Source organism: Streptomyces dengpaensis, assembly GCF_002946835.1.
Classification (GTDB): domain Bacteria; phylum Actinomycetota; class Actinomycetes; order Streptomycetales; family Streptomycetaceae; genus Streptomyces; species Streptomyces dengpaensis.
In genome coordinates this window covers 3,003,023-3,029,767 of sequence record NZ_CP026652.1, presented here as the reverse complement: position 1 = coordinate 3,029,767, position 26,745 = coordinate 3,003,023, and the positions used below count along the sequence as shown (strand labels likewise).

At 71.9% G+C, this 26,745-nt stretch carries 16 protein-coding genes; 13 read left to right on the top strand and 3 right to left on the bottom strand.

The window, feature by feature from the left end; all coding sequences use genetic code 11:
- Window positions 1-233: 233 nt before the first annotated feature.
- From C4B68_RS13730 to moeZ, 8 genes are all read left to right on the top strand, one after another.
- The gene (locus C4B68_RS13730; protein ID WP_099499741.1) at window positions 234-1,223 is read left to right on the top strand and encodes an alpha/beta fold hydrolase; all 990 of its coding nucleotides are present in this window, start codon (window positions 234-236) and stop codon (window positions 1,221-1,223) included.
- Window positions 1,224-1,231: 8 nt separating this feature from the next.
- Complete coding sequence (locus C4B68_RS13725) at window positions 1,232-2,824, top strand: DUF3152 domain-containing protein (RefSeq protein WP_167459085.1); 1,593 nt, start codon at window positions 1,232-1,234, stop codon at window positions 2,822-2,824.
- A gap of 287 nt (window positions 2,825-3,111) precedes the next feature.
- On the top strand, window positions 3,112-4,971 hold the full coding sequence (locus tag C4B68_RS13720) for a DUF3492 domain-containing protein (protein WP_099500017.1): 1,860 nt from the start codon (window positions 3,112-3,114) through the stop codon (window positions 4,969-4,971).
- Between the two features lie 210 nt (window positions 4,972-5,181).
- Window positions 5,182-5,379 (top strand): hypothetical protein, encoded by a 198-nt coding sequence (locus C4B68_RS13715; RefSeq protein WP_104879979.1) that lies wholly within the window; start codon window positions 5,182-5,184, stop codon window positions 5,377-5,379.
- Window positions 5,376-6,629 (top strand): hypothetical protein, encoded by a 1,254-nt coding sequence (locus tag C4B68_RS13705; RefSeq protein WP_373682183.1) that lies wholly within the window; start codon window positions 5,376-5,378, stop codon window positions 6,627-6,629. Before C4B68_RS13715 ends, C4B68_RS13705 begins: the two co-directional genes overlap by 4 nt.
- Window positions 6,630-7,008: 379 nt before the next feature.
- Window positions 7,009-7,968: an NAD-dependent epimerase/dehydratase family protein gene (locus C4B68_RS13700; RefSeq protein ID WP_099499746.1), complete on the top strand. Its 960-nt coding sequence runs from the start codon at window positions 7,009-7,011 to the stop codon at window positions 7,966-7,968.
- Complete coding sequence (locus C4B68_RS13695) at window positions 7,956-8,720, top strand: spherulation-specific family 4 protein (RefSeq protein ID WP_099499747.1); 765 nt, start codon at window positions 7,956-7,958, stop codon at window positions 8,718-8,720. The genes C4B68_RS13700 and C4B68_RS13695 overlap by 13 nt, the downstream gene beginning before the upstream one ends.
- A 63-nt stretch (window positions 8,721-8,783) precedes the next feature.
- Window positions 8,784-9,962 carry an adenylyltransferase/sulfurtransferase MoeZ gene (gene moeZ / locus C4B68_RS13690; RefSeq protein WP_099499748.1) on the top strand — a complete coding sequence of 393 codons (1,179 nt, stop codon included), beginning with the start codon at window positions 8,784-8,786 and terminating at the stop codon, window positions 9,960-9,962.
- A 92-nt stretch (window positions 9,963-10,054) separates the two neighbouring features.
- Here the strand turns inward: moeZ and C4B68_RS13685 are convergent, their stop codons facing one another.
- The 3 genes from C4B68_RS13685 to C4B68_RS13675 form a co-directional block, all read right to left on the bottom strand.
- Complete coding sequence (locus tag C4B68_RS13685) at window positions 10,055-11,608, bottom strand: alpha/beta hydrolase (protein ID WP_099499749.1); 1,554 nt, start codon at window positions 11,606-11,608, stop codon at window positions 10,055-10,057.
- 115 nt (window positions 11,609-11,723) lie between these two features.
- Window positions 11,724-13,268: an alpha/beta hydrolase gene (locus C4B68_RS13680; protein WP_099499750.1), complete on the bottom strand. Its 1,545-nt coding sequence runs from the start codon at window positions 13,266-13,268 to the stop codon at window positions 11,724-11,726.
- Between the two features lie 182 nt (window positions 13,269-13,450).
- Window positions 13,451-16,273: a lysylphosphatidylglycerol synthase transmembrane domain-containing protein gene (locus C4B68_RS13675; protein ID WP_099499751.1), complete on the bottom strand. Its 2,823-nt coding sequence runs from the start codon at window positions 16,271-16,273 to the stop codon at window positions 13,451-13,453.
- A 186-nt stretch (window positions 16,274-16,459) separates the two neighbouring features.
- Between C4B68_RS13675 and C4B68_RS13670 the strand changes: the two genes are divergently transcribed.
- The 5 genes from C4B68_RS13670 to nudC all read left to right on the top strand — a co-directional run bounded on the left by C4B68_RS13670 (window position 16,460) and on the right by nudC (window position 26,744).
- On the top strand, window positions 16,460-16,825 hold the full coding sequence (locus tag C4B68_RS13670; RefSeq protein WP_167459084.1) for an MGMT family protein: 366 nt from the start codon (window positions 16,460-16,462) through the stop codon (window positions 16,823-16,825).
- A gap of 300 nt (window positions 16,826-17,125) precedes the next feature.
- Window positions 17,126-20,545, top strand: coding sequence for an ATP-dependent helicase (locus tag C4B68_RS13665; protein ID WP_099499753.1), 3,420 nt, complete (start codon window positions 17,126-17,128; stop codon window positions 20,543-20,545).
- 123 nt (window positions 20,546-20,668) lie between these two features.
- Window positions 20,669-24,259: an ATP-dependent DNA helicase gene (locus tag C4B68_RS13660; protein ID WP_167459083.1), complete on the top strand. Its 3,591-nt coding sequence runs from the start codon at window positions 20,669-20,671 to the stop codon at window positions 24,257-24,259.
- A 10-nt stretch (window positions 24,260-24,269) separates the two neighbouring features.
- A complete protein-coding gene (locus tag C4B68_RS13655; RefSeq protein WP_099499755.1) occupies window positions 24,270-25,682 on the top strand; it encodes a dipeptidase in 1,413 nt (470 codons plus the stop codon).
- 114 nt (window positions 25,683-25,796) lie between these two features.
- A complete protein-coding gene (nudC, locus tag C4B68_RS13650) occupies window positions 25,797-26,744 on the top strand; it encodes an NAD(+) diphosphatase (protein ID WP_180289181.1) in 948 nt (315 codons plus the stop codon).
- Window position 26,745 lies beyond the last annotated feature (1 nt).

The window sequence follows — 26,745 nt, the reverse complement described above, 5'->3', positions numbered from 1 at the left end:
GCGTGCGAGTGCCCTCGACTGAAGCCTAGGAGACACCCGATCCGGACGCTATGCGATCCAGCCGCGATGTACGCGTGTTCGCGGTCCGCGTTGTGCGGGTGCCCGCCGGATGCGCCGGAGTCGTCCTCTGTTCGTGTTCCGCTTGCCCCTGTTCGTGTTCTGCTCGCGCTGTGTTCGCGATCTGTGACCGCGAACACATGAACCACTGCGTGATCGTCTCGTAACATTGCCGCATGTCTTCGACCGAACTGCCGACCGCACCGGCCACCGCAGTCACGCCGAGGGCTGGTGCCGTCAGGGTCGCGGAGGGCGAGCGTCTGCGTTCGGTCGGGCTGCCGGGGATCACGCTGACGGTGCGGTCGAGACCGCCGGCGCGCGAGGGACTGCCGCCCGCGTTGTACGTGCACGGGCTTGGCGGTTCCTCGCAGAACTGGTCGGCGCTGATGCCGCTGCTCGAGGGCCTCGTGGACAGCGAGGCCCTCGACCTGCCCGGCTTCGGGGACTCGCCGCCGCCGGACGACGGCAACTACTCGGTCACGGGACACGCGCGCGCGGTCATCCGTTATCTCGACGCGGCCGACCGCGGGCCGGTGCACCTGTTCGGGAACTCGCTCGGCGGGGCCGTCACGACGCGCGTCGCGGCCGTACGACCCGATCTCGTCCGTACGCTCACGCTGGTCTCGCCCGCGCTGCCGGAGCTCGCGGTGCAACGCACCGCGTGGCCGACCGCGCTGCTCGCGCTGCCCGGGGTGGCGGGGCTGTTCACCAAGCTCACCAAGGACTGGAGCGCGGAACAGCGCGTGCGCGGCGTCCTGGCGCTCTGCTACGGCGATCCCGGCATCGTGACGCCCCAGGGGTTCCGCGACGCGGTCGAGGAGATGGAACGGCGGCTCACCCTTCCGTACTTCTGGGACGCCATGGCGCGGTCGGCGCGCGGCATCGTGAACGCGTACACGCTGGGCGGCCAGCACGGGCTGTGGCGCCAGGCCGAGCGGGTGCTCGCGCCGACGCTCCTCATCTACGGCGGCCGCGACCAGCTCGTCGGTTACCGCATGGCCCAGCGCGCGGCCCGTGCCTTCCGCGACTCCCGGCTGCTGACGCTGCCGGACGCGGGACATGTCGCGATGATGGAGTACCCGAACGCGGTGGCCACCGCGTTCCGCGAACTCCTCGCGGACACAGGCCAGTTGACCTCTTCGACCAACACCGGTGCAGGGAGCTGAGGCGGGACGTGGGACGTCACAGCCGCCGGGGACGCTCGGGCAAGTCCGCCACCTCGGAGATACCTGAGGCTCCGGTACCCATATCTGAGGTTCCGGCACCGGACGGGGCTCGGGTTCCGGCGCCGGGGCCGGGGCCAGCTTCCTCGGGTCGTACGGCCACTCCGCCTCCGGGGATGGGGGCGGAGGCGCTGGGGTCCTATCCGCCGAGGGCCGGGGCGCCTGCGCGGGGGGTGCCTGGCACTCCGGCGCATGGTGTGCCGCGTTTTCCGGATGGGACGCCTGCGCAGAGTGTGCCCCGTTTTCCCGACGGGACGCCTGCGCATGGTGTGCCGCGTTTTCCGGATGGCACGCCCGCGCATGGTGTGCCGCGTTTCCGGGACGGGACTCCGGCCCACGGCATGCCCCGCTTTCCCGACGGGACTCCGGCCCACGGCGTCCCCCAGGTGCGTGGTGGTCACCCCGAGCAGCGTGAATCCGGCGGTGGCTGGGGCGAGTCCAGGGGTGGTGTGCAGCAGGGGGCGCCGTCGGGGGTGCCTCAAGGCGCTCCGTACGGTGTGCCGTCCGGTCATCCCGCGCCGCCCCGGATCCCCCGTCAGCGGCAGGAGCACGCGCCGGGTCCCCGGCAGGCCTACATCGACGCCTTCGACCTCGACGAGGGCGAGGACGTCGACGTCTACGCGCCCCGCGGCGCGGCGGCAACGCGCACCGACCCGTACGGCTCCGTCACCGACTGGGACCCGGAGGTCGCGGAGGCCGACAAGGAGCCGCTGCCGGGGGTCGAGGAGCCGGCCAAGGGCAGGGGCAAGGGGAGGGCGTTCACCGGGATCGCGGCGGCCGCTGTCACCACGGTGCTGGCCGTCGTCGTGGCCGGGCAGATCGCCACGGGCGAGGATTCCGGCGTACGCGCGCAGTCCGCGGACGGCGGTGACCGGCAGACCCAGGACTCCGCTTCGCGCGCGGACGCCCGGCCGACCCCGTCGGAGACACCGGGTGCGACGCCATTGACGTACGGCCAGAAGATGGGCCAGAAGTACGCGCTCGGGGCGACGTTCGCGGGGTCGGGGAAGTTCGACGCGGTCCTCGGCTTCGACAAGGCGCCGGGCAAGGGCCGCAAGTACACCTATCGCATCGACGTGGAGCAGGGCCTCGGCCTCGACGCGGCGCTCTTCGCGCAGGCAGTGCAGAAGACCCTGAACGACGACCGGAGTTGGGCCCACAACGGCGGCCGTACCTTCGAGCGGATCTCCTCCGGGAAGCCCGACTTCGTCATCACGCTCGCGAGCCCGGGCACCACCGCGGAGTGGTGTGCCAAGTCTGGCCTCGATACGACGGAGGACAACGTGTCGTGCGACTCGGCGTCGACCGAGCGCATCATGATCAACGCGTACCGCTGGGCCCAGGGCTCCACGACGTACGGCGACGAAATGCACGCGTACCGGCAGATGCTGATCAACCACGAGGTCGGTCACCGGCTCGGATACGGGCACGTCACGTGCGACAAGAACGGCGAACTCGCCCCCGTCATGCAGCAGCAGACCAAGTTCCTCGACCACGACGGGATCCGCTGTCGGGCCAACCCGTGGCCGTATCCCGGGAGTTGACCGACGGTGCTGGGGGTCGCGGCAGCGTGCGGTGCCGCCCGCCGGAGTTGGCTGCGGCGTGAGCGCCAGGCCGGGCGGGGAGACGGCGTCGAACTGGCGAAACGTAACTTCTTGATCCCTTAGCGCGACGGAACGCGCCCTGCGCGGGAAAGTTACGACCGTTCACCCCTTTTGGTGGCGCGATGGACAACCGTCCGTCGCGCCACCGCCTTGTCCGCATACGTTCGTCCCGCTGCGAGCCGCCGGACCAACGGCGGCTCCTCATACGGGAGATCGGGGGTGCACTCGTGCGCATCGGACTGCTTACGGAGGGTGGCTATCCGTATGTGAGCGGTGACGCCAGGCTCTGGTGCGACCGGCTCGTGCGCGGGCTCGGGCGGCACGAGTTCGACATCTACGCGCTCAGCCGCACCGAGCGGCAGGAGGACGAGGGCTGGATCCAGCTGCCGCCCCAGGTCAGCCGCGTACGGACCGCACCGCTGTGGACCTCCGAGGACGACGGGGTGGTGTACGGCCGGCGGGCGCGGCGGCGGTTCGCGGAGGCGTACGGGGAGCTGGCCGCGGCGGTGTGTGGAGGGCCGGGGGGTCCCGACGGTTTGGGCAGGTCTGGCGGACCGGGGGAGTCCGGCGGACCGGCGGTGGCTGGGGGCGGGGCTGCTTTCGGTGGTTCGGCGGCGGCTGGGGGCGGGGCTGCTTTCGGTGGTTCGGCGGATGCCCGTGGCGCGGCGGATGCCCGTGGCGCGGTGGCTTCTGACGGTGTTGAGGCGGACCGTTTCGGCAGCGCGCTGTACGGGCTCGCCGAACTCGCCCGGGACGAGGGCGGACTGGTCGGTGCGCTGCGCTCCGAGGACGCCGTGCGCGCGCTGGAGCGCGCATGTCGCGCGCCCGGCGCACTCCGCGCGGCGCGCACGGCGCGCGTGCCCGATCTGCTCACCGTCTCCGCCCACATCGAGCGCGCGCTGCGCCCGCTCTCACTGGACTGGTACGAGGACGACGGGCTCGACTCGGTCGACCTGTGCCACGCCGCGGCCGGCGGCGCGGCGGCACTGCCCGGCCTCCTCGCCCTCCATTTCTCCGGGGTGCCACTGCTGGTCACGGAGTACGGGGTGCAGTTGCGTGCGCATTACCTGGCCTCCGCCGCGGTAGGTGAGGGTCCCGCCGTACGGGCGCTGCTCGCGGCGTTTCACGGCAGGCTCGCCGCCGAGGTCTACCGCGCGGCCACGCTCATCACGTCCGGCAACACCCACGCCCGCCGCTGGCAGGAGCGCTGCGGCGCTGATCGCGCCAAGCTGCGCACCGTCTACCCGGGCATGGAGGCGTCCCGTTTCGCGGAGGTGGGGGAGGGCGCGGAGGGCAGCAGGCGCGCGGACCCTGACACGCTCGTGTGGGTCGGCCGCATCGAACCGGCCAAGGACCTGATCTCGCTGCTGCACTCCTTCGCGGAGATCCGCAAGGAGGAACCGAAGACCCGGCTTCGGATCGTCGGCGCGCCCGCCGAAGGGCCGGAGGGCGCGACCTATCTGGCCCACTGCAAGGCGCTGGCCGCGCAGCTCTTCCCCGACGAGGCGGAGGGCGTGCACGCGGTCGGCGACAACCCGGTGTCCTTCGAGGAGATCGGCGGCCCGGAGGTCCCGAGCCTCGCCGAGGCGTACGCCTCCGGAGCGGTGATCGTCCTGTCCAGCGTCGTCGAGGGCTTCCCGATCAGTCTCGTCGAGGCCATGTTCTGCGGCCGGGCCACCGTTTCCACGGACGTGGGCGCCGTCGTCGAAGTCATCGGCGGTACGGGGCTGGTCGTGCCGCCGCGCAATCCGCGGGCGCTCGCCGAGGCGTGTGTGGCACTGCTGCGTGACCCCGAGCGCCGTGCGCGCCTGGGCGCGGCTGCCCGCGCACGCGCCCTCGAACTGTTCACCGTCGAGCAGAACATCACGGCATTTCACGGCCTTTACCTGGAGATCGTCTCGCACTCTCCAGTACGGCGGGTGGTCCTGGACGACGAGGGGGAGCCGTTGCCTTTCGGAGTCCCGGCAGAGGCCCATGTGCCCGGCCGCTGGGCCGAGACCCGCCTCATGGCCGCGAGCCGACCACGCTGGGCGGCCGGGGCGCCGGTACGGGCCACGGCCCCTCTTCCCGCAGGGGAGGGCGCGTGATGAGCGAACTCGGAGAACTGGACCGGCCGGGCAGACCGAGCAGCCCCGGCGCCTGGGACGCGCGGTCCGAGAAGTGGCTTGTGGGGAGCGGCGAGATGGACGTACGCGGGGCGGGGGCGTCCGGGGGTTCCGGCAGCGGCCCTGGCGATGCAGCCGAGGGTTCCGGCGGCCGCAGCGGAACTGACGCTGCGTGTCACGAGGGACGGGACGGTGGCGGTATGGCGCGCGATGGGGGCGCGGGTGGTGCGGGGGGTGCTCCTGGCGTCGGGGGTGCTGGTGGTGTGGGTGGCCTGGGTGGTCCGGGCGGTGCTCGTGGCGATGGCAGCGCGGGTGCTGGTGACGCGGGCGGGCCGGGGCGTACGGGTGCTGCTCGTGGCGTTGCTAGCGCAGGCGGTGCCGGCGGTGTGAACGGTGCACGCGGTGTGCCCCACGGTGCACGCGGTGCAGGCGGTGTTGGCGATGCACGCGGTGCAGACGGTGTTGGCGGTGTACGCGGTGCCGGCGGTGTTGGCGGTGCGGCAGGCGTCGGCGGCGCCACTGCCGCCGATAGCGCAGATGGCGCCGTAGGCGCGGAGGGCGCACGCAAGTCCACCGGCCGTCGCGGCGCCGTCGACCCCGTTAAGGCCCTGATGCACCGGCACCGCGAACTCTGCGAGCGTGCCGTGGACCCGTTGGAGATCGCGGCGGGCCTGGAGGCGCACGGGGTGACCGACAGAACCGCCGCCCGGTTCCGGCACCGGGACGTGTTCTCGCTCGCCGAGGAGATGTACGCGCGCGTGCCGCGAGACGGGGAGCCCGCACCCCGTACGGTGACCCCGGCGCGCCCCGGCGCGCGCGCCGACTGGGCGGCGCTCGCTCTGCTTCCGGGCGCCCTTTGCGTGGCAGCCGTCGCCAGCCTGCGGATCACCGACGGGCAGCCGCGCCTCGCGGTCGCCGCGGTCGGCGTCCTCGCCGTAGCGCTCGGCCTGCGCGTCGCCCTCCGCCGCGGCCCCCTGAACGCCGGCCACCGTACGACAGGCGCCACGCGCGCGTGGACGTGCTGGCTCATCGCATACGCCCTCCTGGGCGACGGCCTGCTGCGGGCAGGCCTCGACGGCGGTCCCGACGGCCCCTGGCCGCTGGCCACCGCATCCGTGACGGCGCTCGCCCTGGCCTGCGCCCCGGCAGCCTGGTGCGCCCACCTCTTCGCCGTACGCGCCCGCCGGAAGCTGACCGCGAGCCGTGGCTTGGAGGAGTTCGCCGCCTCCGTACAGCCCCTGCTCCTCGGGGCGTTCGGCCTGTTCCTGTGTGCCGTCTTCGCGCTGCTCGCGCTGTGCGGGGCGGCGCTGGGCGAGCCCGCCGCGTACGCCGGAGCCGGTCCCCTCGGCGCGCTGCTGCTGCTCGCCCGGCTGCTGACAGCACGTGGCTTCACCCACGCCCCGGCCGTCGTGCTCGCCGCCGCGGGGGCGGTCGAGGTGACCGCCCTCGCCACGGTCTTCGCGGGCCGCCTTCCCGGCTGCTCCCTCCTGGTCGTCCCCGTCGAGACCGTTGCCGACACCTGGGGACCGGGTGCCGTACCGGCCCTGGTGTGCGGCGCGGCCTCCCTCGTCCTCCTCGTCCACTCGACGCGCACCCTGACCCGGGCCTCCGCCCACGCCCTGCCCTGCGGGGCGGCATGAGTCGCGCCCCGAGCCCCGGCCCACGGACCGATCGGAGCCCCGGCTCCCCGACGGGCCCGGGCTCCGGCGCGCCCACCGCCCCGAGCCCCGGTCCGCTTCCTCAGGTCCTGGACGCACAGTCTCTTCCTCAGGTCCAGTGCGCACAGCCTCTGATTCCGAGCCCGCGGCCCAGGTGCCGTGGGCCGCGACCCCACACCCGGCCCACGGCGTCCCCCACCACCGTGAGCCGCGCCCGGCGCCCGGGACAGGCCCCCGCGCCCGGCCCTCTACTCCCGCGGGGCCGACACCGCGGGCCCTCTCCCGACCTACGGCATCACCTCGAAGGAGAACGCCAGATGATCACCTCCCGAACCGGAGAATCCGCCCCGGGAGCCGCCCGATGAGGGTCCTGCTGATCGGAGCCAACGGATACCTCGGCCGTTTCGTCGCCGACCGACTGCTCGCCGACCCGGCCGTGCAGCTCACCGCGCTCGGCCGGGGCGACGACGCCGACGTACGGTTCGACCTCGCCTCGGGCAGCCCCGGTGCCCTCACCCGCTTCCTGGACGCGGTGCACCCCGGAGTCGTCATCAACTGCGCCGGGGCCACCCGCGGCGGCGCCCGCGAACTCACCCGGCACAACACCGTCGCCGTCGCCACCGTCTGCGAGGCCCTGCGCCGCAGCGGCTGCGGCGCACGGCTCGTCCAGATCGGCTGCGGCGCCGAGTACGGACCCAGCCAGCCCGGTTCCTCCACCGCTGAGGACGCCGTGCCGCGCCCGGGTGGCCCATACGGCGTGAGCAAGCTCGCCGCCACCGAACTCGTCCTCGGCTCCGGCCTGGACGCCGTCGTGCTCCGCGTCTTCTCGCCCGCCGGGCCCGGCACTCCCGCCGGATCCCCGCTCGGCCGCCTCGCCGAAGCCCTGCGCCGTGCCATGCAGTCCGGCGACGGCGAACTCAAACTCGGCGGCCTCGGCGTCCAACGCGACTTCATCGACGTCCGCGATGTCGCCCGCGCCGTCCATGCCGCCTCGCTCTCCGCCGCACAAGGCGTGATCAACATCGGCTCGGGCCGCGCCGTACGCCTCCGCGATGCTGTCGCCGTCCTCGCGCGCGTGGCCGGCTACGGCGGCACCCTGCACGAACTCGACGGCCCGCCCGGACCCATGAGGCCATCCATCGGCCACCCCCGCACCGAACCAGACCATGCGGCCCCGGTCGCGTACCCCTATCCGGACGGCTGCGGCAGCTGGCAGCAGGCCGACGTGCGCACCGCACGCGACCGGCTCGGCTGGCGGCCCCGGATCAACCTCGAGGAATCCCTCGCCGACATCTGGATGGAGGCGGCATGCCGTATCTGACCAGCACCGCAGCGGGCACCGCGAGCACGGACTTTGGCCTCGGCTTCGGCATCCCCGGCTATGCGCACCCCCTCGTCGCTCCCCTGGAGTGGGGCGAACTCACCCGCCCCGGCACCCCCTTGCACTGGGTCGTCCTGAACGTGTCCCACGGGCCCGGCACGCGCCCCGACCCGCACTGTCTGGAAGCCGCCGGACGGCTGCGCAACGCGGGCGTTCGGATCCTCGGGCACCTGGACACCACCTTCGGCGCGCGCACCTCCGGAATGCGCACGTTCGGCGAGCTGATCTCGGACGCCCACCGATATCTCGACTGGTATCAGGTCGACGGCTTCCTCCTCGACCGCTGCCCCACCGAGCGCGGCGCGCTCCCCGAGATCCGCCGCACGGTCACCACGCTCCGCGCGCTCCTCGCCGACGCGCACATCGTGCTGGGGCACGGCAGTCACCCCTACCCCGGGTATGCCGAGAACGCCGACCAGTTGGTGACCTTCTCCGGCCCCTGGAGCGATTACCGCTGGTCGCAGGTCGCCGAGTGGACCGCCGACTATCCGCCCGAGCGCTTCTGCCACTTCGTGCACGGTGTGCCGCGCGGCCACCTGGACGAGGCGCTGCGCATCGCACGCTGGCAGGGCGCATCGACGATCTACTTCACCGACCGCACGGATCGGGGCGGGTGGGCTGACCCCTGGGAGACGATGCCCGGCTACTGGGACGAAATCGTCTCGCGGATCGGAACGGGTGTCTCGGAATGAAGGAGAGCGTGGCAGTGTTACCGACAGAACAACCGTAGTGATTGACCGACCAACGGAGTCCCCGTGTCGCTGCCACCCCTGGTTGAGCCAGCTTCTGAGCTCACCGTAGACGAGGTCCGCAGGTACTCCCGCCACCTGATCATCCCCGATGTGGGCATGGACGGGCAGAAGCGGCTGAAGAACGCCAAGGTGCTGTGTGTGGGCGCCGGTGGCCTCGGTTCGCCGGCGCTGATGTACCTGGCCGCGGCGGGGGTGGGCACGCTCGGCATCGTGGAGTTCGACGAGGTCGACGAGTCGAACCTGCAGCGCCAGATCATCCACAGCCAGGCGGACATCGGCCGCTCCAAGGCCGAGTCGGCGCGCGACTCCGTGCTGGGCATCAACCCGTACGTGAACGTGATCCTTCACGAAGAGCGGCTCGAGGCCGAGAACGTGATGGACATCTTCAGCCAGTACGACCTGATCGTCGACGGCACGGACAACTTCGCGACCCGCTACCTGGTCAACGACGCGTGCGTGCTCCTCAACAAGCCGTACGTGTGGGGCTCGATCTACCGCTTCGACGGCCAGGCCTCCGTCTTCTGGTCCGAGCACGGCCCCTGCTACCGCTGCCTCTACCCGGAGCCCCCGCCGCCGGGCATGGTCCCGTCCTGCGCCGAGGGCGGCGTCCTGGGCGTGCTGTGCGCGTCCATCGGCTCCATCCAGGTCACCGAGGCGATCAAGGTCCTCACCGGCACGGGCGAGCCGCTCGTCGGCCGCCTGATGATCTACGACGCCCTGGAAATGCAGTACCGCCAGGTCAAGGTCCGCAAGGACCCGAACTGCGCCGTCTGCGGTGAGAACCCCACCGTCACCGAGCTCATCGACTACGAGGCCTTCTGCGGCGTCGTGTCCGAGGAGGCCCAGGAGGCGGCCGCTGGCTCGACGATCACTCCCAAGCAGCTCAAGGAGTGGATCGACGACGGCGAGAACATCGAGATCATCGACGTCCGTGAGATCAACGAGTACGAGATCGTCTCGATCCCCGGCGCCAGGCTGATCCCGAAGAACGAGTTCCTCATGGGCACCGCCCTGGAGACCCTCCCGCAGGACAAGAAGATCGTCCTGCACTGCAAGACGGGTGTCCGCAGTGCGGAGGTCCTCGCCGTCCTGAAGGCCGCGGGCTTCTCGGACGCGGTCCACGTCGGCGGCGGCGTGATCGGCTGGGTCAACCAGATCGAGCCGGAGAAGCCGGTGTACTGAGCAGCGGCTCGCTCCGTTCGAGGAGCAGCTCGGCCCGCTCTGTCGATGGCGGGGGCTTCGCGAACCGTGGTTGCGCGAAGCCCCCGCCGTCGTCATGAACAGACCTTGCCGTCCTTCGGCACCGTCCCGTCCAGCAGATAGCTGTTCACGGTCGAGTCGACGCAGTCGCTCCCACTCCCGTACGCCCCATGGCCCTCGCCCTTCCAGGTGAGCTGCACGCCGACGCCCTTGCCCAGCTCGTCGGCCATCCTGCGGGCACCCTCGTACGGCGTCGCCGGGTCCCCGGTGTTGCCGACGACCAGGATGGGCTCGGCTCCCGGAGCGCTGACCTCCGGATTGTCGAACTGCCCCCCAACCGGCCAGTCGTGGCACCAACCCGCCGTGTCCCAGCCCAGGTAGTCCCCGAAGACGGGCGAGATCTTCTCGAACTCGGGCAGCAGCGTCTCCGTCTCCTCGGGCGTCGGCCGCTGCTTGTCGTCCAAGCACGATATGACCCGTTGGGAATGCGTCGTCGTGCCGTAGTGCCCCGAGGCGTCACGGCTGTTGTATCCGTCGGCGAGGCCCAGCAGCTGCGAACCGTCCCCGTCCTCGGCCGCCTTGAGGGCGCTGGTCAGGGTCGGCCAGCTCTCCTTGCTGTACAGCGGCAGGATGATACCGGTGAGCGCGAGCGTCTCGGTGAGCTTGCGCCCGCCGGACGTCGGCAGGGGCTTCGTGTCGATCCGGTCCAGCAGGTCCACGATCTTCTGGGAGCCCTGCTTCGGGTCCTTGCCCGTGGACTTGAGGTAGTCGTCCAGCGCGCGCTGGAAGCCCAGGGTCTGGTTTTTGGCGTGGCCCACCGTGTCGGCGCTCGGATCGACGACGGCGTCCAGGATCAGTCGCCCCACCTTCTGGGGGAACAAGTGGGCGTACACCCCGCCGAGTTCGGTGCCGTACGAGATGCCGAAGTAGTGCATCCTCCGGTCGCCGAGGATGTGGCGCATCAGGTCCATGTCGCGGGCCGTGTCCGTCGTCGAGACGTGGGACAGCAGCTTCCCCTGGGCCTTCTCGCAGCCCTTGCCGAAGTCGGCGGCGTCCTTGAAGTACGCCGCTTCCTCGGCCGCGTCGTCCGGTGTGGCGTCCACCGACTCGGCGGCCTGGATCGCCTTGTCGCTGCGGCAGCGCACGCCCTCGCTGGTGGCGACACCGCGCGGGTCCCAGCTGACCAGGTCGTACCGCTGGTGGAGTGGGCCGACGACGCTCTCGTACGCGGGCATCGTGGAGACGCCGGAGCCGCCGGGCCCGCCGAAGTTGAACAGGAGGGAGCCGATGCGCTTGCTCTCGCCGCCGGTCGCCTTCGAGCGGATCAGCGCCAGGCCGATCGTCTCGCCGTCCGGCTTCGCGTAGTCCAGGGGCACCTTCAGCGTCGCGCACTGCCAGCCGCTGCCCGGCGCGGGAGAGTCCGAAGTGCCCTTGCAGCGGCCCCAGTCGAGCTTCTGCGAGGTGAGCGAGGCGGGCAGACCAGCGGCCGCGCCGGAAGAAGACGCGGCGGCCGAAGGCGTATCGCTGTTCTTCCCCTCGTCCGTGCCGTCCCCCGACGAGCCGCTGCTGCAGCCGGCCACCAGTAACGCGGCGGCGGCCGCGGCCGTCCACCGTGCGAAACGTGTCATGCGCTTTCCCCCTCACCCGTGATCCGTCCGAAGCCGCGGATCACATGCAGGCCATATTAGGCGGCGGCGGTCAGCGCCGCGGAGCCCTGTGGATAACTCTTTGACCTGCGGTTTTCTAAGAGCAGACGGTGCCGGCCCGCGGAACGGTCCCCTCCAGCAGATAGCTGTTCACGGCGCCTTGCACGCACTTGTTCTTGCTGTCGTACGCCCCGTGCCCCTGGCCCTTGTACGTCAGCTCGACGCCGACTCCCTTGCCCAGCGCGTCCACCATCTTCCTCGCGCCCTCGTACGGCGTGGCCGGGTCGCCGGTGTTGCCGACCACGAGAATCGGCGCCGCGCCGGGGGCGCTGACGTCCGGATGGTTGGCGGCCCCCGCCACGGCCCAGTCGGTGCAGCTGAGCAGGGACCAGGCCAGATAGTCGCCGAACAGCGGCGAGGCGGCCTGGAACTGCGGAAGCTTCGACTTCACGAAGTTCGTCGTATAACGCGGTTTGTCGTCCGCGCAGTTGATGGAGACGTTCGCCGCGACGAGGTTGCTGTACTGGCCGTTCTCGTCACGCCCGTTCATCGAGTCCGACAGCAGCATCAGCACCCTGCCGTCACCTTCGTACGCCTGCTCGAGGCCCTCCGTCAGGAACTCCCAGAAGTCCTTGGAGTACAGAGCCTGCGCGATGCCGCTGGTCGCGGCGGACTGGGTGAGCTGACGGGGGAAGACGCCGGGGATCGGATCGCTGTCGAGGTCCTTCAGGAGTTTGGCGATGCGGTCCTTGACGTCCTGCGCCGTGTCGCCGATCGGACAGGGCTCGATCTTCGAGGTGCAGTCGTTGGCGAAGTTGTCGAGAGCGCGCTGGAAGCCCTTGGCCTGCCCGAGCGAGCTCTGCTCGGGGTTCTGCGTCGGGTCGACGACCCCGTCGAAGACGGCGCGCCCCACCCTCTTGGGGAACAAGTGCGCGTACACGCCGCCCAGTTCGGTGCCGTACGAGATGCCGAAGTAGTACAGCTTGTCGTCGCCGAGCACATGCCGCATCAGGTCCATGTCGCGGGCCGCGTCGGTCGTGCGCACATGAGGGAGGGTCCCGCCGGAGTTCTTCTCGCAGGCCGAGTTGAACGCCTTGGTGTTCTCCAGGAGCTGCCGCTGCTCGGCGGTGTCGTCCGGGGTGGCGTCCTCCTGGAAGTACTCGTCGAGCTGGCTGTCGTCCTCGCACTGCACGCCCGCGCTGCGGCCGACTCCCCGCGGGTCGAAGCTCACCAGGTCGTAGCGGGTGCGCAGCTTTTCGTAGTCCTTGCTGAAGGCGGGCAGTGTGGCGACGCCCGAGCCGCCGGGGCCGCCGAAGTTGAAGACGAGCGACCCGATGCGCTTGTTCTCGTCACCGCTCGTCTTCGCCCGGATCACCGCGATCCCGATCGTCTCGCCCTTGGGCTTGGCCCAGTCGAGGGGCACCTTCAGAGTGGCGCACTGCCACTCCGTACCGCCCGGCAAGGGTGAGGGAGGGTTGCCTCCGCCCTCGGACTCGGACGGTGCCGGGCACTCCTTCCAGCTCAGCTTCTGGGCCGTCAGATCCTCATCCTTGGAATCGTCACCGCAAGCCGTCATCAAGGAAGAGAGCAGCAGAGCGGTGACGGTCAGAGCAGCGGCGCGTAGCCGGGGCGGGTTCGGCATGTTCCCATCCTGCGGTCGCGCGGGGCGGGGCGCTCGGGGCGCGAGCCGTGTGGGTGAGGGCGCGCCGCACGGCTCGTACCAGGTGCGCCGTGGCGCGTACGACACGGCTCGTACGACACAGTCAGTACGACACGGCCCGTACGCCCGAGAAGCGCTCCGTACGAGCCGGCGCCGGCGCCGGCCTAGAGCGCGCCCTTGCGCGTCAGGTGGTTGAAGTACAGCCATCCGGGCAGCACCGGGAGCCACAGCGTCAGCAGCCGGTACAGCAGCACCGCGGGCGCCGCGACCTCCTTGGGGAGGCCGACCGCGATCAGACCGACGGTGAGGGTCGCCTCGACGGCGCCCACGCCGCCGGGGGTCGGTGCCGCCGAGCCCAGCGCGTTACCGGCGAGGAAGACGACGGCGACGCTGGCGATGCTGAGCGTGGTGGCCTCGTCGTGGCCGAACGCGCGGATCGACGCGTCCAGGCACATCACGAAGCAGGCGGTCAGCAGCAGCATGCCGCCGATGCCGGTGATCAGTTTCTGCGGCCGCTGCAGCACATCCAGCATGCGCGGCACGACGCCCGCGAACAGCGACCTCACGCGCGTGGCGACGAATTTGCGCAGGAACGGCACCGAGGTCACGACGAGGACCAGTACCGCGACCGTCAGCAGACCCGCGATGACCGTGCGGGAGGGCGACAGGGACGGCGTCTTCTCGGTGCCGGTCAGATAGCCGAAGGCCAGCAGCATCAGGATGTGGCAGCCGAGCCCGAACAGCTGCGACGCGCCGACACTCGCCACCGCGAGCCCCGGCCGCACCCCGGCCCGCTGCAGGAAGCGCGTGTTGAGAGCGACACCGCCCACCGCCGCGGGCGCCACGATCTTCACGAAGGAACCGGCGACCTGTGCCGCCACGGTCCGCAGGAAGGGCACCCGCTCCGGCACGAAGCCGAGCAGGCTCATCGCCGCTGCGAAGTAGCTCAGCGCCGAGAACGCCGCCGCGGCGGCGACCCAGCCCCACGAGGCGTTGGCGAAGAGGGTGCCGAACTCGATGTGCGTGAGCTGCGTCAGCAGGAAGTACGCGCCGATCGCACCCGCGATGAAACTGATCAGTGTGCGCGGCCTGACGCGTTCCAGGCGGGCCGGTTCGACCGGTGCCTGGGGCCTGATCAGCAGCACCTGGTGGCGGATCTGGGTGAGCAGATCCTCCTCGCGCGCCTCGTCCAGTGCCTCGTCGATCGCCCGCTTCTCGGCCCGCTGCTCTGCCCGTACAGCTTTCTTGTCGGGCTTCTCCAATACGGGCGTGGTGGCTTCCTTGGCTTCCTCGACGCGGGCGAGCTTGTCCTGCCGGGAGGCCTCCAGGACCGCCTCGCGCTCGCGGTGCGCGCGCTCCCGGGCCAGTTTTCGCAGGGTCGCGCGCGTGGAGCGCGTCAGCGCGATCGGCTGCAGCATCGGCAGACAGTCGGCGACGGCGTCCGGGCCGAGCACGCCGACCGCCGACGCCACCGCGCGCTCGGCACCCACGCGCAGTCCGAGCGTGGTGACCAGCTGGGCGATGTCCATGCGCAGCAGCAGCTCGCCGGCCGCGATCTCGCCGCCACGCAGATCGGTGAGGATGACCGTGCCGGAACGATCCACCAAAATCGCGTCACCCGCGAGCCTGCGGTGCGCGATGCGCCGGGACTGCAACGCCTGCACCTGGTGCCAGGTGTCGCGCAGGAACTCGTCGGTGATGAGCCCGTCGGGCAGCGAGTCGAGGGTGCGGGCACCGGTGTGCTCGTAGACGAGCATGACGGCGTCCGGGCCGAGTTCGGAGGTCGCGATCAGCTTGGGCGCGTTGGCCCCGGCCGCGATGGCCGCGTACGCGAGGAGCGCTTCCTGTTCCAGGGCCTGGCGCAGCGACTGAAGGCTGCGGCGCGTGGTGATGCCGCGCAGTGTCAGGCGCCGCCACACGCGGTAGAAGAAGCCCTGTGCCTGCTGCTCGCGGTCGACGACCGTGACGTCCAGCGGCCGGCCGTCCTCCAGCGTGACGAAGTAGCGTCTGCCGCGGTCGCCGTTCTCCGTGGCCTCCAGTGCCTCCACGCGGGCCGCGCTCACCGGGTGGAAGCCGACGTGCCGCAGACCCGCCATCAGCGTCCGCCCGGTGGGCCGTACGTTCGGTGAGCCGACCGCGTACAACGTCCCGTAGGCGACGGTCCAGCCGATCAGCACCGTCAGGATGATCGAGAACGGCGTCGTATAGCCGGTGACCAGCATGGAGAACGCGTCGAGGAGCAGCACCACCCAGAGCACCGCGCGCCAGCGCGGTCTGCGGGACATGCCGACGGCCGTCATGTATGCGATGACCGGTGCGAGATAGCCGTGCACGGGATCGGTGAGGGCATGGATGTCCCCCGGAGACGGCTGGGTGAGCGCCTCCTGGATGGAGTCCGGGGCAGCCTTCGCGACCCACAGGTCCGTGGCCAGTGTCACTCCGTGCGCCAGGACCGCGGCGAGGACGCCGTCGGCGATACGCAGCCCGTCCCGCTTGATCAGCCGCTCGATGGCGAAGGCGACGGGCACCAGAAGGATCGCGATGCTCGACGCCAGACCCGCGATCTTGATCAGCAGATCGGGTGCCTGGCCCGTGCCCTTGTTGATGTCCTGCTCGAGCCCCGAGGTCGTGCCGTGGGCGAACGCCGCGATGGCGAGCAGGACGACGATCGCGAGGAAGCCGACGAGGAGCCGCATCAGGTCGGACGGACGGTGCACGCGCGCGGGGAGCAGCGGTTCGTCGCCCTCCACCTCGTCGGCGCGGGAGTCGTCGCCGCAGTCGGCGTCCTGCTTGACCTGCTGCTTCTCGTTTTCGTACGTCTTAGGAGTGGGCTCTTCGCTGTGAGGAGTGGGCTCTTCGGCCGCGGTGGAGGCGGACTCGTTCGCCTTCTCCTTCGCGCCCTTCTCGCCCACGCCGTCGGCGTCCGGGCGTGACGAGGCCTCGGAGGTGCCCTCCGCGTCTTCGGGGTGCACGCCCTGTTGCCTCATGATCTCTTCTTGATCTCGTATCACCGGTCACCGCCCGCACGATGGTGGCATGCACGACCGACACACGGGGGCATCAGGGTGCAAATGCGGGGGCGCACAGTCTGCCTCAAGCGTCGTCGCGGGGCGAGGGATACGCACAGTCGCTGCCACCTCACATTGTCGGTGGGGTGGGGCAGGATGGGGCGGATGAGTGAGGAGAGCCTTCCGGCGGATGCCCTGCCGGAGTACGCCGAGCGGGTCCTCGAGGTCGCCGAGCTGATTCCGCCGGGGCGCGTCATGACGTACGGCGACGTCGCCGAATGGCTGGACGCGGGAGGACCGCGCCAGGTGGGCCGCGTGATGGCCCTCTACGGAGGAGCGGTCCCGTGGTGGCGCGTCATACGCGCCGACGGCGTGCTGCTGCCGGGCCACGAACTGGAGGCGCTGGCCCACTACCGCGACGAGGGCACGCCCCTGAAGGAGGCGAGCAGAGCCTCCGAGGGGCATCTGCCGCGCGTCGACATGAGACGGGCGCGATGGGACGGCGGCGAGCGCGCGGATGGTCACACCTGACAGCTTCCGGCATCGGACGGGCGAAAGGGGAGCCCGTGGCCCGTACGGGGGAAACGAGGCACATCCGTGACATGCCGTACGTTCGTGGAGCGGGTGACGCACGTGGCGTGAGGGAAGAAGCCGAAGCCCTCCTTCCACGTACGTCACCGGCGTAGCGTCGTCGGCGCGCATCCCCTTCACTCCGCGGCCACCACCCTCCACGCGCGGCAGTCCTCGCACCCGTCGCCCGACCACCAGCCCTACGACGGCCCTCCGCGCCGTCAGTGACAAACCGCACAACCACCAGGACCGGCAAACCACGTGAGCTCCACTTCTTCCACCAGGCGCCTGACGCACCCCCAGGTGCGCCAGGGGACCCGCGGCGCGTACCGACTGGTGCGTACCCCGCCGGCCCGGGTGGATCCCCCTCGTCTGGACGCGGGGCAGCGCGCGGTGGTTGACCACGGGAGCGGTCCACTGCTCGTCCTCGCGGGCCCGGGCACCGGCAAGACCACCACGCTCGTCGAGTCCGTGGCCGCCCGGATCGCACGGGACGGCGACCCGCAGCGGGTCCTGGTGCTGACGTTCAGCAGGAAGGCGGCCGTCGAGCTGCGCGACCGCATGGCGCTGCGCATAGGGGCCGCCCGCGCCCCCCAGGCCACCACTTTCCACTCCTTCTGCTACGCCCTGGTCCGCGCCCACCAGGACAGCGACCTGTTCGTGGAGCCGCTGCGGCTGCTGTCCGGTCCCGAACAGGACGTGGCGGTGCGCGGGCTCCTCGCGGGCCAGCCCGACCTGGAGCGGCTCGGTCTCGCACATGTGCGCTGGCCGGACGAACTGCGCGCCTGCCTCACCACCCGTGGTTTCGCCGACGAGGTCCGAGCGGTCCTCGCCCGCAGCCGCGAACTGGGCCTGAGCCCCGACGCCCTGGACGCCTTCGCCCAGCGCATCGGCCGCCCCGACTGGGGCGCGGCGGCGGCCTTCCTCGCCGAGTACCTCGACGTTCTCGACATGCAAGGAGTGCTCGACTACGCGGAACTCGTCCACCGCGCGGTGCTGCTCGCCCGGCGCCCCGAGGTCGCCGAGCACCTCGCCGCCCAGTACGACGCCGTGTACGTGGACGAGTACCAGGACACCGACCCCGCGCAGGTGCGGCTGCTGCACGCCCTCGCGGGCGGCGGGCGCACCCTCGTCGCCTTCGGCGACCCGGACCAGTCGATCTACGCCTTCCGGGGCGCCGATGTGAACGGCATCCTGGACTTCCCCGACACCTTCCCGCGCGCGGACGGCCGCCCGGCGCCGGTCGAGGTCCTGCGGACGTCCCGCCGCTCGGGAGCGGCCCTGCTGGCCGCGACACGCCTGCTCACCCAACGCATGCCGCTGACCCGCCTCCCGGCGGAGAAGGTGCGCGCCCACCGCGAGCTGTCCCCGGTACGGGATGGTGGCCGCGTCGAGGTCTACACGTACCCCACGCCCGGCACGGAGCTCGACAACATCGCGGACATCCTGCGCCGCGCCCACCTGGAGGACGGCGTGCCGTGGGGCGACATGGCCGTCCTGGTGCGCGCGGGTTCTCGCACGATTCCGACCATCAGGCGGGCGCTCACGGCGGCTGGAGTGCCGCTCGACATCGACGGCGACGATCTGCCGCTGCGCCACGAGTCGGCGGTCGCGCCGCTGCTGACGGCGCTGCGGGCGGTGGCACGGGCTGAGCAGGGCGAGGACTCGGCCACCGACGGTGCCTTGTCCGCGGAAACCGACGCTGCCGTACCCGCGGAGGACGAGGGTGGCGCACCCGTCGACGACGAAGGTGCTCTGCCCGAGGACGCCGAACGCGCCAGCCCTGCGGCCCCGGAGCAGCCGCGGCCCTGGCTCGACACCGAGACCGCACTCACCCTGCTCGCCTCGCCCCTCGCGAGCATGGACGCCGCCGACCTGCGGCGCCTGGGCCGTGCGCTGCGCGAGGAGGAGCGCGCCGCCGGCAACCTCGTACCACCGCCGTCCGACGACCTGCTCGCCCGCGCGCTGGCCGAGCCGGAGCGGCTCGTCGCGCACGACCCGGCGTACGCGCGAGGAGCCCAGCGCCTCGGCGCGCTGCTGCGCAAGGCACGGGAGCGCCTCGCGGGCGGCGGGACCGCAGAGGAGGCGCTCTGGGACCTCTGGGAGGGCACGCCGTGGCCGCAGCGTCTGGAGCGGGCCGCCCGGCGCGGCGGCGCGGCGGGGCGCAATGCCGACCGGGATCTCGACGCCGTGTGCGCGCTGTTCGCGACCGCGGCGCGCGCCGAGGAGCGCACCGGGGGCCGCGGCGCCCTCAACTTCCTGGAGGAGATCGAGGCCGAGGACATCGCCGCCGACACGCTCACCCGCAGGGCCGTACGGCCCGACGCCGTACGCCTGATGACCGCGCACCGCTCCAAGGGCCTGGAGTGGCGCCTCGTCGTCCTCGCCGGCGTCCAGCAGGGCCTGTGGCCGGATCTGCGCCGCCGCGGCTCCCTGCTGGAGGCGGACCGCATCGGGCGTGACGGGCTCGCCGAACCCCTCACGCCCGGAGCCCTCCTCTCCGAAGAGCGCCGTTTGTTCTACGTGGCCGCCACGCGCGCGCGTGAACGCCTTGTCGTCACCGCCGTGAAGGCCCCAGCCGACGACGGCGACCAGCCGTCCCGCTTCCTCGCCGAACTCGGTGTCGAACCCAAGGACGTGACCGGCCGCCCGCGCCGCCCCCTGTCCGTCGCCGCGCTGGTCGCCGAACTGCGCGCCACGACCGTCGACCCGCGCGTGTCGGACACCCTCAGGCAGGCCGCGGCCCGCCGCCTGGCCCGGCTGGCCGCACTCGCCGACGAGGACGGCCGCCCGCTGGTCCCGTCCGCGCACCCCTACCGCTGGTGGGGCATGTACGAGCCGACCGAGAGCAAGGTCCCGCTGCGCGACCGCGACCAGCCCGTCGTGCTCTCCGGAAGCGCCCTCGACCAGCTGGCCAACACCTGCGCCCTGCAGTGGTTCCTGGGCCGCGAGGTGAAGGCCGACGCGCCCGCCACGGCCGCCCAGGGCTTCGGCAACGTGGTGCACGTGCTCGCCGACGAGGTCGCGTCCGGACACACCCCCGCCGACCTCGACGTCCTCATGGAGCGCCTCGACTCCGTGTGGAACGCGCTCGCCTTCGACGCGCCCTGGAAGTCGGCGCAGGAGAAGGAGCACGCGCGCGTGGCGCTCGAACGCTTCCTGAAGTGGCACGTCATGGACCGCACCGGCCGTACGCCGGTGGCCAGTGAGCATGACTTCGACGTGACCCTCGAAGCGGGCTCCTACGAAGTACGCATCCGCGGCTCCATGGACCGCGTCGAGGCGGACACCGAAGGCCGCGCCTACGTAGTCGACTTCAAGACCGGCAAGCACGCGCCGAGCGCCGCCGAGGTGACCCACCACCCGCAGCTCGCCGTCTACCAGCTCGCCGTCCGCGAGGGCGCCGTCGACGACGCCTTCGAGGGCGTACGCCCCGAACCGGGCGGCGCCGAACTCGTCCAGCTGCGCCAGGGCGCCGCCAAGAAGAACGGCGGCGAGACCCTCCCCAAGGTGCAGGCCCAAGAGCCGCTGGCGGGCGAGTGGGTCGGCGACCTCCTGGCCACCGCCGCCGGCAAGGTCCTCGACGAACGGTTCTCGCCGACAACGGGACAACACTGCACACACTGCGCGTTCCGGGCGTCGTGCAGCGCTCGGCCGGAGGGGCGGCAGGTGGTCGAGTGAGGTGCCCGAGGGGGCGTCACGTCGACGAGTGACGTACGGCACCACGCGTGCTGACCAGCGGTTCTTCCGCCCCGGCGGCCGATGTGGCCCCCGCTGTCAGTGGGCGCCGCTAGCCTCTCTGAGGTGCCCGCCCGTATCACCGATCCCGAGCAGCTCAAGGAGCTCCTCGGCATCCCGTTCACCCCGGAGCAGACGGCCTGCATCACCGCACCGCCCGCCCCGCAGGTGATCGTGGCCGGAGCCGGTTCGGGCAAGACCACGGTGATGGCGGCGCGCGTGGTGTGGCTCGTCGGCACCGGACAGGTCGCCCCCGAGCAGGTCCTCGGTCTGACGTTCACGAACAAGGCGGCGGGCGAACTCGCCGAGCGTGTCCGCAAGGCGCTCATCAAGGCGGGTGTCACCGACCCGGACGTGATCGACCCCGACAACCCGCCGGGCGAGCCCGTCATCTCCACGTACCACGCCTTCGCGGGCCGCCTGCTGACCGACCACGGGCTGCGCATCGGGCTCGAACCGACGTCCCGCCTGCTCGCCGACGCCACCCGCTACCAGCTCGCCGCGCGCGTGCTGCGCGAGGCACCGGGGCCGTACCCGGCGCTGACCCGCTCCTTCCCGGACCTCGTCGGCGACCTCCTCACACTCGACTCCGAGCTCGCCGAACACCTCGTACGCCCCGAGGACCTGAGCGCGTACGACGCCGAACTGCTGCGCTCCCTGGAGGGCGCCAAACTCACCAACGCCGACCTGCGCAAGGTCCCCGAGGCGGCCGCGGCCCGGCGCGAGCTCACCGAGCTGGTGGGCCGCTACCGCGCGGCCAAGCGCGAGCGCGACCTCCTCGACTTCGGCGACCAGATCGCCCTCTCGGCCACCCTGGCCCGCACCCGCCCCGAGGTCGGCGAGATCCTGCGCGACGAGTTCCGTGTTGTCCTGCTGGACGAGTACCAGGACACCTCGGTGGCCCAACGCGTGCTGCTCGCCGGGCTGTTCGGCAGGGGCACCGGTCACCCGGTGACCGCGGTCGGCGACCCCTGCCAGGCGATCTACGGCTGGCGCGGCGCCTCCGTCGCCAACCTCGACGACTTCCCCGAGCATTTCGCGCGCCCCGACGGCCGCCCCGCGACCCGCCAGGCGCTCAGTGAGAACCGCCGCAGCGGCGGCCGCCTCCTCGACCTCGCCAACGGCCTCGCGGAGCCCCTGCGCGCCATGCACGCGGGCGTGGAGGCGCTCCGCCCGGCCCCCGGAGCCGAGCGCGACGGCCTGGTCCGCTGCGCGCTGCTGCGCACCCACGCCGAGGAGATCGACTGGCTGGCCGACTCGATCGCCCATCTCGTACGCACCGGGAAGGCGCCCGGCGAGATCGCGGTCCTGTGCCGTACGGCCACCGACTTCGCCGAGATCCAGCGCGCGCTCGTCGCCCGTGACATCCCCGTCGAGGTGGTGGGCCTCTCCGGGCTGCTGCACCTTCCCGAGGTCGCCGATCTCGTCGCCGTCTGCGAGGTCCTCCAGGACCCCGGCGCCAACGCCTCCTTGGTACGGCTGCTCACCGGGCCGCGCTGGCGGATCGGCCCCCGCGACCTCGCCCTCCTGGGGCGGCGCGCCCGCCTTCTCGTGTCCCACGCGCGCGTAGGGGCCGACGACGACCCGGAGCGCCGGCTCGCCGCCGCCGTCGAGGGAGTCGATCCGGCCGAGGTGATTTCGCTCGCCGACGCGCTCGACACGTTCCTGGAGATGCCCTTCGAGGCCGAACGGGACGACGACGGGCTGCCCTTCTCGCCGGACGCCCGGGTGCGGTTCGCGCGGCTCGCGGCAGAGCTGCGCGACCTGCGCCGCTCGCTCGCAGACCCGCTGATGGACGTCCTGCACCGGGTGCTCGCCGTCACGGGCCTGGAAGTCGAGCTCTCCGCATCCCCGCACGCACTGGCCGCCCGCCGCCGGGAGACCCTGTCGAACTTCCTGGACATCGCCGCGTCCTTCGCGGCGGGCGACGGCGAGGCGACGCTGCTGGCCTTCCTCGGCTTCCTGCGCACCGCCGCGCAGTACGAGAAGGGCCTCGACAACGCCCTGCCCGGCGGCGAGAACACCGTCAAGGTGCTGACCGCGCACAAGTCCAAGGGCCTGGAGTGGGACGTCGTCGCGGTCCCCGGCCTCGTCAACGGCACCTTCCCCAGCAGCCAGGGCCGCGAGAAATGGACCGCCCAGGGCAAGGTCCTGCCGCACGAGCTGCGCGGCGACGCCGACACGCTGCCCGACATCGACGCCTGGGACGCCAAGGGCATCAAGGCCTTCCACGAGGCAATGAAGGACCACCAGCACACCGAGGAACTCCGCCTCGGCTACGTCACCTTCACCCGCCCCCGCTCGCTCCTGCTCGGCTCCGGCCACTGGTGGGGCCCCTCCCAGAAGCGGCCGCGCGGCCCCTCGGACTTCCTGCACGCCCTGTACGAGCACTGCGCGGCCGGACACGGAGAGATCGAGGTCTGGGCCGACGAGCCCCTTGAGGACGAGGAGAACCCCGCCCTTCGCGAGGCGGCCGCCGACCACGCGTGGCCGCTCCCGCTCGATGACGCGGCGCTCGCCCGCCGCCGAGCGGCCGCGGAGACCGTGCTCGCCCACTTGGAGCGGGCGGCGTCGCACGAGGACGCCCGCCCGGGGGCCGAGGGGGGTCGGCCCGCGGCAGCGCACGACCCGGCCTCCTTCGACGACCCGGAATGGCCACCTCCTCCGGAGGACGACGAACCGACCTACGAGCCTCATGAGCCCTATGAAGAGGACGGCTCTCCGGACTACGCCGAGTCGCCCAGCCTCCCCGACAACGACGCCTCCGACTGGGACGCGTGGACCACGGACCGGCCGACGCTCCTCGCACCGGCACATCACACGCGCGTGCCGCCCGCCGGGGACCCGGACGACGCCCCGCCAGGGGTGATGATCCCGCACGCCCGCCGGCACCCCGCCGAAGCCGGCCTCACCCCGGAGGAGGCCCGCACCCTCGCCTCCTGGGACCGCGACCTGGACGCGCTCACCGGAGAGCTCCTGCACGCCCGCGCGAGCGTCACGGACGTACCCCTGCCGTCGTCGCTCACCGCGTCGCAGCTGCTGCGCCTGGCCGCGGACCCGGACGGCTTCGCTCAGGAGCTGGCACGCCCCATGCCGCGCCCCCCGCAGCCCGCCGCGCGCCGGGGCACCCGCTTCCACGCCTGGGTGGAGTCCCGCTTCGAAGAGCTGCGGCTGCCCCTGCTGGAGCCGGAGGAGCTGCCCGGCAGCGAGGCCGAGATCGCCGACGAGCGCGACCTGGAGGCCCTCAAGGACGCCTTCGAACGCACTCCGTACGCGCACCGCACCCCCTACCGCGTCGAGGCGCCCTTCCAGCTCGCCATCGCGGGGCGCGTCGTACGCGGGCGTATCGACGCCGTCTACAGGGAGGACGACGGCGAGGGGACGACGTACGAGATCGTCGACTGGAAGACCAACCGCGGACGCACCGCCGACCCCCTCCAGCTCGCGCTCTACCGCCTCGCCTGGGCCGAGCAGCAGGGAATGCCCCTGGAGTCCGTCAAGGCCGCGTTCCTCTACGTCCGCAGCGGCGAGGTCGTGCGACCGGACGACCTCGCGGACCGTGCGGCACTGGAGCGGCTGCTCATGGGAGGCCCAGCAGACCCGCGGGAAGAGCCTCCCGGGGAACCGCCGGACGAACACGCCTCCGTGGGCGGATAGGCTCGTCACCATGAGCAAGCCCGTTGACATCGCCGTCAGCACCGCGCGTATGTACATCCAGAATCACCGCGACGCCTTCCTCGACGACCTCTCCGAGTGGCTGCGCATCCCCTCGGTGTCGGCTCAGCCCGACCACGCCGCGGACGTCGCGCGCAGCGCCGACTGGCTTGCCGCCAAGCTCCGGGAGACCGGCTTCCCGACCACGGAGGTCTGGCCCACCGCGGGCGCCCCGGCCGTCTTCGCCGAGTGGCCCTCCGAGGACCCGGGCGCCCCCACGGTCCTTGTCTACGGGCACCACGACGTCCAGCCCGCCGCCCGCGAGGACGGCTGGGACACCGAGCCCTTCGAGCCGGTGATCCGCGGAAACCGCCTCCACGCGCGCGGGGCCGCCGACGACAAGGGGCAGGTGTTCTTTCACACACTCGGCGTCCGCGCCCATCTCGCCGCCACCGGGCGCACCGCACCGGCCGTCCACCTCAAGCTGCTGATCGAGGGCGAGGAGGAGTCCGGCTCCCCGCACTTCCGTGACCTCGTCGAAGCGCAAGCGAAGCGGCTCGCCGCCGACGCCGTGATCGTCTCCGACACCGGCATGTGGTCCGAGGACACGCCCACGGTGTGCACCGGCATGCGCGGCCTCGCCGAGTGCGAGATCGAGCTGTACGGCCCCGACCAGGACATCCACTCCGGCTCCTTCGGCGGTGCCGTACCCAACCCGGCGACCGCTGCCGCCCGCCTCGTCGCGGCCCTGCACGACGAGCACGCGCGCGTGGCCGTGCCCGGCTTCTACGAGGGCATCACCGAACTCACCGACCGCGAGCGCGAGCTCTTCGCCGAGCTGCCGTTCGACGAGGAGCGGTGGCTGCGCACGGCCAAGTCGAAGGCCACCTTCGGGGAGGCCGGACACACCACCCTGGAGCGCATCTGGGCCCGCCCGACCGCCGAGGTCAACGGCATAGGGGGCGGTTACCAGGGCCCCGGCAGCAAGACGATCATCCCGTCCTCGGCCATGGTGAAGCTCTCCTTCAGGCTGGTCGCGGGCCAGGACCCGGACCACATCGAGAAGGCCGTCCGCGATTGGGCCGCCCAGCAGCTGCCCGCCGGAATCCGCCACGAGATCACGTTCGGCGCGGCCACGCGCCCGTGCCTCACGCCCCTGGACCACCCGGCCCTGCAGTCCGTCGCCCGCGCCATGGGCCGTGCCTTCGAGCAGCCCGTCCGCTTCACGCGCGAGGGCGGCTCGGGCCCCGCGGCCGATCTTCAGGAAGTGCTCGGCGCCCCCGTGCTCTTCCTGGGCATCTCCGTCCCCTCCGACGGCTGGCACGCCCCCAACGAGAAGGTCGAACTCGATCTCCTGATGAAGGGCGTCGAAACCACCGCCTACCTGTGGGGAGACCTGGCCGAGAACTGGCGCGAGGCACACTGAAGAAGCCGATCCATGCCCCTGCCCCGAGACCATGCCCTGAAGAGCGTCCCTCACATCCGCCCAGCTGAACCGCCCGCCGAAACAACCGTTCCACCGGGGGAGTTGGAAGCACCCGTGACCACCTGGACCGACCACAGCGCCGACCGTCCCATCTCGCTCACCGCCCCGAGCGGCATCGACAGGTCCGCCCACCACCGGCTCGACGAGGCCTGGCTCGCGGCGGCCTGGAGCCACCCCACAACCCGCGCCTTCGTGGTCTCCGGCGGTCAGGTACTCATCGACGAGACGGCGGACGGCACCACCGAGCTCGTGATGACCCCCTCCTTCGAGGCCCCGCTCACCGAGGCGCACCGCTACTTCCTGGGCACGGACGACGACGGGGTGAGCTACTTCGCACTCCAGAAGGACGCGCTTCCCGGCCGCATGGACCAGTCCGCGCGCCCGGCAGGACTGCGCGAGGCCGGACTCCTGCTGTCACCCCGCGACGCGGGCCTGATGGTGCACGCGGTTGCCCTGGAGAACTGGCAGCGTCTGCACCGCTTCTGCTCGCGCTGCGGCGAGCGCACGGTCATCGCGGCCGCCGGCCACATCCGCCGCTGCCCCGCCTGCGGCGCCGAGCACTACCCGCGCACCGACCCCGCCGTGATCATGGCTGTCACGGACGACGACGACCGCATCCTGCTCGGCCGCCAGATGCACTGGCCCGAAGGCCGCTTCTCCACGCTCGCCGGCTTCGTCGAGCCCGGCGAGTCCATCGAGCAGTCCGTACGCCGCGAGGTCTTCGAGGAGGTGGGCGTCACGGTCGGCCAGGTCGAGTACGTCGCCAGCCAGCCGTGGCCCTTCCCCTCCAGCCTGATGCTGGGCTTCATGGCCCGCGCCACCTCGTGCGAGATCGACGTCGACGGCGAGGAAATCCATGAGGCCCGCTGGTTCTCCCGCGAAGACCTGCGGGCCGCCTTCGAGTCCGGGGAGGTGCTGCCTCCCTACGGAATCTCGATTGCGGCCCGCCTGATCGAGCTCTGGTACGGCAAGCCCCTGCCGGCGCGGGGGCACACCGCCTGAC

Coding starts and splice junctions, on each gene's coding strand:
- C4B68_RS13730 (WP_099499741.1), top strand. CDS start 234: ATGTCTTCGACCGAACTGCCGACCGCACCGGCCACCGCAGTCACGCCG.
- C4B68_RS13680 (WP_099499750.1), bottom strand. CDS start 13,268: ATGCCGAACCCGCCCCGGCTACGCGCCGCTGCTCTGACCGTCACCGCT.
- C4B68_RS13685 (WP_099499749.1), bottom strand. CDS start 11,608: ATGACACGTTTCGCACGGTGGACGGCCGCGGCCGCCGCCGCGTTACTG.
- C4B68_RS13675 (WP_099499751.1), bottom strand. CDS start 16,273: ATGAGGCAACAGGGCGTGCACCCCGAAGACGCGGAGGGCACCTCCGAG.
- C4B68_RS13670 (WP_167459084.1), top strand. CDS start 16,460: ATGAGTGAGGAGAGCCTTCCGGCGGATGCCCTGCCGGAGTACGCCGAG.
- C4B68_RS13655 (WP_099499755.1), top strand. CDS start 24,270: ATGAGCAAGCCCGTTGACATCGCCGTCAGCACCGCGCGTATGTACATC.
- C4B68_RS13695 (WP_099499747.1), top strand. CDS start 7,956: ATGCCGTATCTGACCAGCACCGCAGCGGGCACCGCGAGCACGGACTTT.
- C4B68_RS13700 (WP_099499746.1), top strand. CDS start 7,009: ATGAGGGTCCTGCTGATCGGAGCCAACGGATACCTCGGCCGTTTCGTC.